This window comes from Escherichia sp. WS1152, assembly GCF_046487665.1.
In the GTDB taxonomy this organism is placed as follows: domain Bacteria; phylum Pseudomonadota; class Gammaproteobacteria; order Enterobacterales; family Enterobacteriaceae; genus Escherichia; species Escherichia coli.
In genome coordinates, this window is sequence record NZ_JBJQJA010000003.1 from 318,652 (window position 1) to 330,837 (window position 12,186).

The 12,186-nt window shown below is 44.5% G+C and carries 11 protein-coding genes; 3 read left to right on the forward strand and 8 right to left on the reverse strand.

What is annotated here, in order from left to right; all coding sequences use genetic code 11:
• Positions 1-6: 6 nt before the first annotated feature.
• The 8 genes from ACJHW7_RS07705 to fimB form a co-directional block, all read right to left on the reverse strand.
• A complete protein-coding gene (locus ACJHW7_RS07705) occupies positions 7-450 on the reverse strand; it encodes a fimbrial protein (RefSeq protein ID WP_077897989.1) in 444 nt (147 codons plus the stop codon).
• Positions 451-522: 72 nt separating this feature from the next.
• Positions 523-1,053, reverse strand: coding sequence for a type 1 fimbria minor subunit FimF (fimF, locus tag ACJHW7_RS07710; protein WP_021557490.1), 531 nt, complete (start codon positions 1,051-1,053; stop codon positions 523-525).
• Positions 1,054-1,062: 9 nt separating this feature from the next.
• Positions 1,063-3,699, reverse strand: coding sequence for a fimbrial usher FimD (gene fimD / locus ACJHW7_RS07715; protein ID WP_021557489.1), 2,637 nt, complete (start codon positions 3,697-3,699; stop codon positions 1,063-1,065).
• Positions 3,700-3,765: 66 nt separating this feature from the next.
• Positions 3,766-4,491, reverse strand: coding sequence for a type 1 fimbria chaperone FimC (gene fimC, locus ACJHW7_RS07720; protein WP_021557488.1), 726 nt, complete (start codon positions 4,489-4,491; stop codon positions 3,766-3,768).
• 36 nt (positions 4,492-4,527) lie between these two features.
• Positions 4,528-5,067: a fimbrial protein gene (locus tag ACJHW7_RS07725; protein ID WP_000824116.1), complete on the reverse strand. Its 540-nt coding sequence runs from the start codon at positions 5,065-5,067 to the stop codon at positions 4,528-4,530.
• A gap of 64 nt (positions 5,068-5,131) precedes the next feature.
• The gene (gene fimA / locus ACJHW7_RS07730; RefSeq protein WP_000695563.1) at positions 5,132-5,680 is read right to left on the reverse strand and encodes a type 1 fimbrial major subunit FimA; all 549 of its coding nucleotides are present in this window, start codon (positions 5,678-5,680) and stop codon (positions 5,132-5,134) included.
• 480 nt (positions 5,681-6,160) lie between these two features.
• A complete protein-coding gene (gene fimE, locus ACJHW7_RS07735; RefSeq protein WP_000044711.1) occupies positions 6,161-6,757 on the reverse strand; it encodes a type 1 fimbria switch DNA invertase FimE in 597 nt (198 codons plus the stop codon).
• 477 nt (positions 6,758-7,234) lie between these two features.
• Positions 7,235-7,837, reverse strand: coding sequence for a type 1 fimbria switch DNA invertase FimB (gene fimB / locus ACJHW7_RS07740; protein WP_000790583.1), 603 nt, complete (start codon positions 7,835-7,837; stop codon positions 7,235-7,237).
• Positions 7,838-9,292: 1,455 nt separating this feature from the next.
• Between fimB and nanC the strand changes: the two genes are divergently transcribed.
• The 3 genes from nanC to ACJHW7_RS07755 all read left to right on the forward strand — a co-directional run bounded on the left by nanC (position 9,293) and on the right by ACJHW7_RS07755 (position 12,179).
• Positions 9,293-10,009, forward strand: a complete 717-nt coding sequence (nanC, locus tag ACJHW7_RS07745; protein WP_001295734.1) for an N-acetylneuraminic acid outer membrane channel NanC — start codon at positions 9,293-9,295, stop codon at positions 10,007-10,009.
• 19 nt (positions 10,010-10,028) lie between these two features.
• The gene (gene nanM, locus ACJHW7_RS07750) at positions 10,029-11,135 is read left to right on the forward strand and encodes an N-acetylneuraminate epimerase (protein ID WP_021557486.1); all 1,107 of its coding nucleotides are present in this window, start codon (positions 10,029-10,031) and stop codon (positions 11,133-11,135) included.
• 63 nt (positions 11,136-11,198) lie between these two features.
• Positions 11,199-12,179: a sialate O-acetylesterase gene (locus ACJHW7_RS07755; protein ID WP_021557485.1), complete on the forward strand. Its 981-nt coding sequence runs from the start codon at positions 11,199-11,201 to the stop codon at positions 12,177-12,179.
• Positions 12,180-12,186: the final 7 nt, after the last annotated feature.

Sequence of the window (12,186 nt, forward strand, 5' to 3'; positions counted from 1 at the left end):
TCGGGTTCAGCTGTAGGTATAGGTGATGCTAATCACTGCCTGAATGGTTCCCTGAGTGGCTCCGCCATTTACCGTCAATGCTCTGACCTGTAACGGGAAGTGCGCTGATTGTGAGGAATCATCCACCTGAACTGTTTTGGTTGCGCCAGTATTCAATGTGTTGCCACTGTCATCCTGTAGCTCTAACTGGATGTTTTGCGCGGTCCCCTGGTTTTTATAATATCCGGTACTGTCGGCTGCCCCGCTGAAGCTGGCAGTGACCCTCGACGTTCCCACCGGACAATTAGTCAACTCAAGCGCAACATCATGCCAGGCCGATGCCGCCCCGGCAGACATCAGACTGAAAGAATAAAGATCGCCGAGATCAACCGTGGCATTGGTGGTGGAAACTGTGCACGGTTTGGCGACGACCTTACCGTTCACCGTGATGGTGACATCGGCTGCCTGTATCGTCGCACTTGCGAGCGCCAATATTGCCGCCAATAAATACCCACGTTTGCGCCATTTCATGAGCATCTCCAGTTACTGATATTCAAGAGTGAAGGTAGCCGTGGCATTGATATGCCCCGCAGTGACAGGCACCTGTGTCGCCATTAGCCGGGCGTAAAAATTCAACGTATTTGGTTTACCCGGCGTCAGGGTCGTCCACGAAATCGCGGACGATGGAGCATTAAGGGGTATTTGATTTTGCTGCTCATTCAGAAGCTGTATTCCCAATCCCGAAGCCGCTGACACCGTATTTTCAAGTGCAAGCAGGTTGGTATTGTGGCTATCTGCAACGCCGGTAAACCCAACCTTTACGGCAGAAACGGCGTTACCACAGGGTGACAGCAAAATACGAAATGGAACGACAGGAGTCGTCGCGCCAATGTTGTTAAATTGCTTCGCCGCGTTTTCCATCAAATCAACAGTAAAATTGGTTGATTCAGCGGCCACACTACAGCCGTTATCTCTGACATAGCCGCGGATAGTAATCGTGCTATCCGCAGCCAAAGCGTGACTCACCGCCAGCCACAAAAAAGCGCACAGAAGATAAAAAGGTTTGTTTCTCATCACGCCCCCTTAACGACATTCAGCTGATAGCTGGGTTAATAACTGCTGCTGACTCTCTGGTGGCAGTTGATAATTGGCGACACAGTGAGCATTTTCCTCTTCTCCCCATTTCACCTGAACTTTTCCCGCTAGAGGCATTCCGCTGAGGTAAACCTGACCATTATCCGCAACAATGCCGCTACTCTGGCTACTCTCTGATGTCACCATCGCCCCAAACGGCAGCGGCTTATTATTGTGGGTTAGCGTCATGAGCAGTTTTATCCCAACGCGCGCTTTAAACTCTGCTCGCACGATCGCCCCACGAGTGGGAACAACGTTAGCGACCGCGTTATCTAAATCGACGTTATCAGCCAGGGTATTGGTATCCAGCGCCACTCTGTTTTCCCGATATTCAGTGGCATAAGGCAGCACGGCATAACCACGCCAGTCGGTACGCACCCCCGTCTGGTTTTCGACTTTTGCATCTTTTGCGCCAGGCGCTTTAACAAGCACCACCGTATCGTTTAACGGCTGCCCCAGCGTTACGCCATTGGCATGAGCCAGTACCCCACCGCTGACTCCGTAATAGAGCTGCTTAATATCATCGCTATGGCTGTAACCGATATTGGCATTGCCGTAACCACCGCGATAATTCAGCGTGGCGTAGCCTGTGCTTCCGCTATTACCATCGCCTCCCCCGGCATAGCCGGTTTGCACGCTATAACTGAGGTTGTTGTCTTCTAGCAACGTACCGTATACACCAGCCAGATTGGTCATCCGACCGTTGAGATCGTGTGACATGCTGTAGCTGGCACTGGCATGTCGCCACTGAGATTTACTGTCAGAACGCAGCCAGTGGCTGAAAGGAATATTGACGTTAAGCGCTAACATCTGATCCCGTCCTTTTTGCCAGGCGTTTTTCGTCAGGCTATAGCTGAGCGTCCAGTTGATATCTTCGAACGCAGTATTTAATCCAGCCTGGAATTGCTCATCGACATTACTCGTTCCCCAATAAGTTTGATGGCTACCACTCAAATACAGTGTTGATGTGCGCCCGAGTTGCTGAGTAACGGTGAGCTGTAATTTCCCGCGTTTGTTATAAGCGAGGTTGTAATAGTCGGTGAATTTCGGCTTAACCTGAATAACTCCATCCTGTGTTTCGATGTTGTAGCCATTCATTCGACTGTATGTTGTATCAGCGAAATTAAAATATCCGCTGGTCGAATAACGGTAACCCACTAACTGAATATTCGTGCCTGACTCATTGAGCGATTTGTTATAGAGAAAACGCACCGATTGTCCGTCATGCTGACTGTCATCGGGAAGTGTGGAATTAGCCTGAGTCATATCCACAGACAGAGCGCCTAGTGCCCCCATATTTTTCCCGATACCAAAATTAAAAGCACGATAACGATCTGCCAGTTGCGTTCCACCATATATTGTCCAGCCAGCCGGAAGGCCGTGGAGTAATGTACTCTGGAAAAAGCGGGGTTTTTCCTGTTGCGCATTTCCACTACGGTATTCTCCTGCCGTAATGGAATAACGAGTATGCCCTTCACGTTGCAAAAGCGGGACTGACGAATAGGGTACGGTAAAAATCTGCGTGCTGCCGTCAGCCTCTTTAATCGTTACCTGCAAGTCACCACTATTACCTGCGGCATAGATATCGTTGATGGTAAAAGGCCCCGGTGGCACCGTACTATTATAAATGTCATACCCATTTTGTTTAATAGTGACCTGTGCAGTACCACGAGCAATACCGTGGATCACCGGGGCAAATCCTCTTTGGCTATCGGGTAACATATTGTCATCTGAGGCCAATTGTGCGCCGCGAAAGTTAATACCATCGAAAATATCGCCCTGAGTATAACCATCACCCAGCGTCAGCCGGGAACGTAACGGTATTATGTCTCGCTCAAGCCAGGTATTGATATGCTGCCATTTATTTTTGCTACCTGATGAACTGTCGCTACTGTTATAACTCCAGGTGGTATTGTCGCGTAAACGCCACGCACCAATATTTAACCCACTCTGTAGGTTTAAATATGCATAATGGCTGTTACCCCCAATCCGATTCTGTACACTATTTCCGCTGAAATTATAATTGAGCAATCCGGCATTAATACCGGGATCCCATAGCTCAGGAGGAATATAACCACGCGCGCGATTACTCATAAATGCCTGAGGGATCGTCAGGTTCAGTCGCTGCTGACCAACATCCAGATGCGCAGTAGCGTCATGGATCATTGAGGTTAATGGCACGCAGGCATCATCTGCCAGCAGATTCATACCGGAGACAGAAGCCGCATTCAGCCCCATACTGGCAAGTTGCGCGCGTGTCAGGCAGGGAACAATCCCTTGTTCGCTGTCGCCCGTATTAAATGTGACATCACGCGTTGCCATATAACCATTATTCAAATAGATATCGACGCGATACGTCCCTGGCGGTAATTCTTGCCCATTTTCAAAACGCGATAAATCGGCCACAGCCTGGGGATCATCCGCTAAAAAGCGCGGATTAAAATAGAGTTCGGCAGATGACAAAGGTGCCTGTGCGGCAAAAGCACAGGCGACAACGAGCCGGACAAAAAAACCAGCCAAACGATGCTTACGAATATGCAAGCATTGTGTGTTTCGCTGGTAAAGTCTTAAATTCAGATATGACATTATTCCTCCGGTTTAAAATCACCCGGCAGTCAATTCTTTTTATTCAGGCGAAAAATTCCCCCTGCGTTATTCCATTACGCCCGTCATTTTTGGGGTAAGTGCACCATAATCATTTATTGTTCGGTAAGTAATATTGCTTCCTGCATCAGAAGGCAATTTAACCGTGCTTTCGCCCATTGGAGGCACCAATGCATTTTCAAGAACCCGGGTTCCGGCATTCAACTCTGTTACCGTCAGGTAATAGGGTGTCGGGTTAATCAGCGTCAGAGAATTCGCGCTACGACGAAATCTTAATTTTTCTGCGGCCTGATCGGGTGGCAACGCTAATTTAGCCGGACGATAGTACAGTTTAATGCGGCTGATAATTGCGAGCTGTAGCGTATTCTCAGTCAATTTTGATTTATCCATTGACGGAATCGCTTTAACGTTCATCCAGAATAAACTTTCCCGGTCCTGTGGCAAGTGGTTATTTGTTGCATCAAGAATACGTAAGGTATTCTCTTTTTTTCCCTTCATCGCAAACAGAGGAGGCGTCACGATAAAACGACCATCCTTTACACCATCGGCATTTTCCACCCATGATTGAATTAAATAGGTACTATTTTCATCATTATTTGTCACGGCAAGTTGCACTTGTTTTTGCCCTGCCGGATAAATTACGCGAGTCGCACCTAAGGCCACTCCCGCTTCAGCGCGTCCGGCAACCATCATTGCCATGAACATCAGGATACCTGCCAGCAAGCAGAATGTTATTTCCTGCGATTTCCTTACATTGACGTTTTTATTACTCACTGTCCTGTTCCTGTTATCACATTATCTGCTGAACAATTACTGATAGGTTAAAGAGAACCAGGCCTGTGCATTGGCGATGCCGCCAGTAACCCGACGCCCGGTAGCACGATATTTGGCGATGAAATGTAGCGAAGTAGAGCCTGAGTAAAGCCGTTTCCAGTTTACTGGAGGACGATTAATCGGTACGAGGTTTCCTTCATCATCAAACAACGCTACGCCAATATTGGTGGCTATCCCTGGCCCCTCTCCCACGGAAAGCACATCCGGATTTTTACCATCCGCGACACCGTGAAACGCCACACCTACACGTTCACTCACCACCGTGCTACATTCCCGTAAATGAATAACAAAAGGCACCGGTGCGCTATCTTCCCCTACCGCATGAAACCGGTTACTGCTGATTTGCCCCATATTGACCGTCATTTGTTTATCACCGGCTTCAATCCGGCAAGTTTCCGCAATAATGACGCCCTGAAATTGCATATTTCCGCCGGGCAACGTGGTATTCCATTTATTTCCGGCCAGAGCAAACATTGGCAGCAACGACGCTAATAGAAATAATCTCTTCCTTTTCATCGTTATTTTTATCGCACAAGGGTGGGCATCCCTGCCCGTAATAACGTCCCTGAACCTGGGTAGGTTATTGATACTGAACCTTGAAGGTCGCATCCGCATTAGCTGCGCCAGGGGTTGCGACACCGGTTGCATAATAACGCGCCTGGAACGGAATGGTGTTAGTACCGTTATTCAGGGTTGTTTGCTCACTGAATGTCGCACCATCCAGCGTCAGCGCAGCACCCGTTCTGTCCAGGATCTGCACACCAACGTTTGTTGCGCTACCCGCAGCTGAACTCTGCAGAGCCAGAACGTTGGTATGACCCGCATCAATCGCCGTACCTAAAAAGGCAACAGCGGCTTTAGATGCAACATTGGTATCGCAATCATTCAGCTGAATGTTAAAACCGACAGCAGAACTGGTTGCTCCTTCCTGTGCCAGCGATGCGGTACGAACCTGTCCTAACTGAACGGTTTGATCAACAGAGCCTGCATCAACTGCGCAAGCGGCGTTAACAACTTCCCCTTTAAAGTGAACGGTCCCACCATTAACCGTCGTGGCAGCGGCCAGAGCCGCTGTAGAACTGAGGGACAGAGCCGACAGAACAACGATTGCCAGAGTTTTAATTTTCATGCTGCTTTCCTTTCAAAAAACTATTTCTAAATCGACATGGGCAGTCGTTCTGTACACTTTGTTTTGTCAACGAGTTTGACTGCCAACACTGCACAGTTTTCCCCCAAAAGATGAAACATTTGGGGCCATTTTGACTCATAGAGGAAAGCATCGCGCACAAACTTTTTCAGTTTATTTGTTGGCTTAATATTCTATTGTTATCTTTATTTATAGATTTTTATATTGCATGAGGTGGTTTTTGGAGAGAAGAATGAGGACGATGCGTCGAGTCACAGAAACGTTAGCTTTACATATAGTGGAGGTGATGTGAAATTAATTTACAAGAGAAATAATTTACATATCAAACAGTTAGGTGCTTTTTGTCGTTTTTTAATATTTTTATGCTTGAGAAAAAATACGTAACTTATTTATGATATGGACAGTTTGGCCCCAATTGTCTTGTATTTATTTATTTTTTAACTTTATTATCAATAAGTTAAATCAAACCTCTTCTCTTTTTAATTTTTCGTTTATGAGATTATTTCTTTCCCATAATCCGGCAAAACGAGCAGCATTACTGGCGGTATAACGCACAGTATGGCGAATATTTCGATGCCCGAGATAATCCTGAATTAAACGGGTATCTGCACCACGCTCCGCCAGTTCATAACCGCAAGCATGCCTTAACATATGAGGATGAGTCTGCGTTACGGTTCCAGCTTCAATACCGGCATCGCGAATAATGCGATAGGCCTGCTGGCGAGAAAGCCGACTCCCGCGGCGAGAAATAAATATAGCGTCGGTCCGGTCAGCGCCTTTCCAGTTAGCACGTTCCTGGGTCCAGCGTTCCACAGCTTCACGCTCATCAAAACGTAACGGGTGAACGGTAGAAAATCCGTTCTTCAGTCGGCGAATATTTATTCGACCTTCATTAAGGTCAAGATCCTGATAATGCAGATCAAGCAGTTCACTAATACGCATCCCATGCCGATATGCCAACAGAATAAGACAATAATCTCTGGCTCCCGTTGCCCCGTAACAAACCGCCTGCATCATGGCCTGAACTTCTTTACCGGTAAGATAACGACGTTTACTCACAATAGTACTACTCCTAACTGAGATATATTTGAATGAATACCTATAGGAAACCTCAATCGGTCAAAATTAGCCCAATAGATAAAAAGATAACCACACACGAAGTGATGTGGCTATCAGTCAATTACATTAAATATCATACAAAAATAAAATATCACTGACGTGACAACATCTATTTTCATTGATTTGATTCAATATAACAATAGATTGCAGTGGATTAACTTCCAGTTGCTTAAAAAATAAAGAAAAAAGTGCGAAAACAGGAGAATTTAAGTGATGTGTAAATTTATGAATGATTTTGTTTATTTATTTTGAAGAACATAAACCATTGTATTTTGTATGGATATGGTTAACTTAATGTTTATTATAATAATTAAGAATTATACTTACAATAACATCAATTAATAAATGGTTAATCATTTTTGATATATCGTAAGAATAATGTAGTTTTTAACACCATCCCTGGTATCTCAACTATCTCTATAAAACAGCGTGACGCTGTCGTCCTCTGGCTCTATCCCAGATGCCGTAAAAACGCCCTGCATTGCTGGCGGTATACCAGACAGTATGACGAATATTGCGATGCCCAAGATAATCCTGGATAAGTCGCGTATCTATTCCCATATTCGCCAAAGCAAAACCACACGAATGGCGTAACATGTGCGGATGAATCTCCAGTGACAACCCAGCATTACCACCGGAAGTCGAGATAATATGGTAAAATTGTTGCCGAGAAAGCGGATTCCCCTTACGCGACAAAAATACCCACTCGCTCTCAGCATGCGGATAAGAAGTACGGATACTCAACCAGTTTTTTAAAGCCTGAACTTCTTTGTTCAATAGCGGGTGCGTTGTTGAAAAGCCTTTTTTTAATCGATGGATATATATACACTTTGCCTTAAGATCAATATCCGAAATCCTCAATCGACAAATTTCACTCGCCCGGAAACCATGAATAAAACAAAGCAAAGTCAGACAATAATTACGTGCTGCATGAGGCCCGGTATTTGCTGCTTTAAGGAGTGATTCGATTTCACTATGGGTCAGGAAGTTCCTTTTTTTGTTATCAGCCTTATTCTTCATCGTTTTTCCCTTATAATTACAGACGCGCACTAGCTGTGCTGGGTTAGTAATAATCCAACATTTTTATCCTGATTATGTTTATAAAAGCGAACGTTTGCTTAATAACTAACGTAAGTGGACCAGTTCTTCTAAGTGAACTTAAATGGAGTAGCAACAGTTAATTATAATAACGTTGCCATACAAACGCTATGCTCTTGCATGCTATGTACCTTTATATATTTATCAATCGGATACGAATCTAATAATAACCCTCATCATTAATGCAACTAATCTTATCTATATATCATGTGATATGTTCTGTAACAAGTAAAATCAACATAAAAAATTCAGCAAAATTTAATATTCGTTCAACTAGCCGTCTCACATATGACATTATTAGTCAACTCCATTTGCCACAAAATGGCTATTTCATGGAGCGCAGTAATTTCTTAGTGGCTATTATCATGCTAATTCTTAGGTCCCTAGCGATTATTCCTGGCTGGTTCGTCAGCTTACGCCATGAGATTGTTACATTCCTTTTTATCCTGGAGATATGGGGGAACGCAGGAGATGATTTTTTCATCTACATTCGTTGGTAAATATAGCTTTGGTCACTACGACTTAAACCTTCCTCAATCACAGCCATTCGCCGGGCGATACGGCAAACAAACTAAGTGAAACATCATCCTGAAAACACCAACATCAACAAGCCTCTCCAGATCGACTTCAGAAGTGACCAGTTACAAGCCACAAACCAGGAAACATATTTCATGATGAGAATTATGCTCAGCCTGATGGCGGGTAAACACTGATTTTCACCAAGCTCACTGAGTTAGCTTGCAAAGCTTCCCTTGTTTAGACTCTAAATAAATTATTTATAAAACAAATAGTTAAACAAAAATCTTTAGTTTTTGAAGACCACTGCAAGTGTTCGTCTGGCTTCACATGGCATCTTCCTCTTAGAAAAAGATCGACATATTTTGTGACACGAATTGCAAATCTGGTTTTGTTGTATGGATTGCGTGATTTTTGATCTGGTATAACAGGTATAAAGGTGCACCAAGATAGTCAATGAGACAGGGCATCTCGCAATCTATGGCAAACATCACTTCAGTTCTTTCTCATCGGGTGATGAAAACGCACTTCAGTCTGAAAGGAATATGAAAATGAGATCAACAGACACTCTATTTTATGACTCTGGGTAAAATGGATTGAGTAAGTGATATAGCTTACGAAAATTCAAATCAATTAAACATCAGCAGAGATTTTATACTCAGGTATTTAATCTGGCTCTCTGTTTATTTAAATAATGTGAAAAGAGATTTTTCACAGGAGACCTTATACAAAAAATATAAAATACAGCTACCGGTTGCCAAAGACACTATAAGCCTGGCAAAAAAATATTACACAACATAAATGCTAATTGTTTATGCGGGCTTTGTATTGCTTTCTGTATCCTACAAATGAGTGAAATTTATGAAAAAGGCTAAAATACTTTCTGGCGTATTATTACTGTGCTTTTCGTCACCATTAATTTCTCAGGCTGCGACACTTGACGTGCGTGGTGGATATCGTAGTGGAAGCCACGCCTATGAGACTCGACTCAAAGTCAGTGAGGGATGGCAAAATGGATGGTGGGCAAGTATGGAAAGTAATACCTGGAATACCATTCATGATAATAAAAAGGAAAATGCCGCACTCAATGATGTTCAGGTTGAAGTTAATTACGCGATTAAACTTGATGATCAATGGACGGTGCGCCCGGGAATGTTAACGCATTTTAGCAGCAACGGCACACGCTACGGACCCTACGTAAAACTGTCCTGGGACGCGACAAAAGATCTTAATTTTGGCATTCGCTATCGTTACGACTGGAAAGCTTACCGACAACAAGACTTATCCGGTGATATGTCTCGTGATAACGTTCATCGTTGGGATGGATATGTCACTTACCATATTAATAGTGATTTCACCTTCGCATGGCAAACGACGCTATACAGCAAACAGAACGATTATCGCTATGCAAACCATAAGAAATGGGCTACGGAAAATGCATTTGTTCTACAATACCATATGACGCCCGATATTACGCCATACATAGAATATGACTACCTGGACCGTCAGGGTGTTTACAACGGCAGAGATAATTTATCGGAAAACAGTTATCGCATTGGTGTGTCATTTAAACTGTAGTAGACAGGAGACAGTCACAATGAATAAAACAATAACGGCGCTTGCTATCATGATGGCTTCATTTGCCGCAAACGCGTCTGTATTACCGGAAACTCCTGTGCCATTTAAAAGTGGTACCGGAGCAATTGATAACGACACTGTCTACATTGGTTTAGGTAGCGCAGGTACGGCATGGTACAAGCTGGATACACAGGCCAAAGATAAAAAATGGACAGCGTTAGCTGCATTCCCTGGTGGACCAAGAGATCAAGCAACCTCTGCATTTATTGATGGCAATCTGTATGTGTTTGGCGGCATTGGCAAAAACAGCGAGGGCTTGACTCAGGTATTTAATGACGTACACAAATACAACCCCAAAACCAATAGCTGGGTTAAATTGATGTCGCACGCGCCGATGGGCATGGCGGGCCATGTGACTTTTGTACACAACGGCAAGGCTTATGTTACTGGCGGTGTTAACCAGAATATCTTCAATGGCTATTTTGAAGATCTCAACGAAACTGGAAAAGATTCAACCGCTATAGATAAAATCAATGCCTACTATTTTGACAAAAAAGCAGAAGATTATTTCTTCAATAAGTTTCTGTTGTCTTTTGATCCCTCAACACAGCAATGGAGTTACGCTGGCGAATCGCCCTGGTACGGAACGGCTGGTGCGGCGGTTGTGAATAAAGGTGATAAAACCTGGCTTATTAATGGCGAAGCCAAACCCGGATTGCGAACGGATGCCGTATTTGAACTTGATTTCACCGGTAATAATTTAAAATGGAATAAGCTTGCTCCCGTCTCATCACCAGATGGCGTCGCTGGCGGTTTTGCGGGGATAAGCAATGATTCTCTTATATTTGCCGGAGGGGCCGGATTCAAAGGTTCACGAGAAAATTACCAGAACGGTAAGAACTATGCGCATGAAGGCCTGAAAAAATCATATAGCACTGATATTCATCTTTGGCATAACGGGAAATGGGATAAATCTGGTGAATTATCGCAAGGTCGGGCCTACGGAGTATCATTGCCCTGGAATAATAGTCTATTGATTATTGGCGGTGAATCTGCAGGCGGCAAAGCGGTGACGGATTCAGTTTTGATCTCTGTGAAGGATAATAAAGTTACAGTACAAAACTAACGCTTCAGGGCCCCAGTAAAGGGCCCTGCTATCAATTTATCATTTCAATTACGCGAAAATTATATGGACGCAATAATATCGCCCGATTATTACTATGTTCTTACCGTTGCTGGTCAGTCTAATGCCATGGCGTATGGCGAAGGACTGCCATTACCGGACAGGGAAGATGCGCCTCATCCCAGAATTAAACAATTAGCGAGATTTGCGCATACGCATCCCGGAGGCCCGTCATGTCACTTTAACGACATTATTCCACTGACTCACTGCCCACACGATGTTCAGGATATGCAGGGTTATCACCATCCTCTGGCAACGAATCATCAAACACAGTACGGCACCATTGGCCAGGCACTGCATATTGCACGGAAATTACTGCCCTTTATTCCTGATAACGCAGGGGTTCTCATCGTTCCATGTTGCCGTGGCGGATCGGCTTTTACCGCGGGCAGCGAGGGGACATATTCAGAACGGCACGGAGCCAGCCATGATGCTTGTCGTTGGGGAACGGATACTCCGCTATACCAGGATTTAGTCAGCAGAACGCGAGCCGCATTGGCAAAAAATCCGCAGAACAAATTCCTCGGCGTATGCTGGATGCAAGGCGAATTTGACTTAATGACCAGTGACTACGCGTCACACCCTCAACACTTTAATCATATGGTTGAAGCCTTTCGTAGGGATCTAAAACAATACCATTCTCAGCTTAATAATATTACTGATGCGCCCTGGTTCTGCGGCGATACCACCTGGTACTGGAAAGAAAATTTCCCTCATGCGTATGAAGCTATTTATGGCAATTATCAAAATAATATTTTAGCTAATATTATTTTCGTCGACTTCCAGCAACAAGGTGCAAGAGGACTGACGAACGCGCCTGATGAAGATCCGGACGATTTAAGCACGGGATATTACGGTTCAGCGTACCGGTCACCGGAGAACTGGACGACGGCACTGCGAAGCAGTCATTTCAGCGCGGCAGCCCGTCGGGGGATTATTTCTGACAAGTTTGTAGAAGCAATTTTGCAGTTTTGGCGCGAAAGGTGAGCGTTCA

What these genes read in the sequence shown, in the direction of transcription:
- nanC (WP_001295734.1), top strand. Translation starts at nt 9,293, where the DNA reads ATGAAAAAGGCTAAAATACTTTCTGGCGTATTATTACTGTGCTTTTCG.
- fimD (WP_021557489.1), bottom strand. Translation starts at nt 3,699, where the DNA reads ATGTCATATCTGAATTTAAGACTTTACCAGCGAAACACACAATGCTTG.
- ACJHW7_RS07725 (WP_000824116.1), bottom strand. Translation starts at nt 5,067, where the DNA reads ATGAAAAGGAAGAGATTATTTCTATTAGCGTCGTTGCTGCCAATGTTT.
- ACJHW7_RS07755 (WP_021557485.1), top strand. Translation starts at nt 11,199, where the DNA reads ATGGACGCAATAATATCGCCCGATTATTACTATGTTCTTACCGTTGCT.
- fimF (WP_021557490.1), bottom strand. Translation starts at nt 1,053, where the DNA reads ATGAGAAACAAACCTTTTTATCTTCTGTGCGCTTTTTTGTGGCTGGCG.
- nanM (WP_021557486.1), top strand. Translation starts at nt 10,029, where the DNA reads ATGAATAAAACAATAACGGCGCTTGCTATCATGATGGCTTCATTTGCC.
- fimB (WP_000790583.1), bottom strand. Translation starts at nt 7,837, where the DNA reads ATGAAGAATAAGGCTGATAACAAAAAAAGGAACTTCCTGACCCATAGT.
- fimA (WP_000695563.1), bottom strand. Translation starts at nt 5,680, where the DNA reads ATGAAAATTAAAACTCTGGCAATCGTTGTTCTGTCGGCTCTGTCCCTC.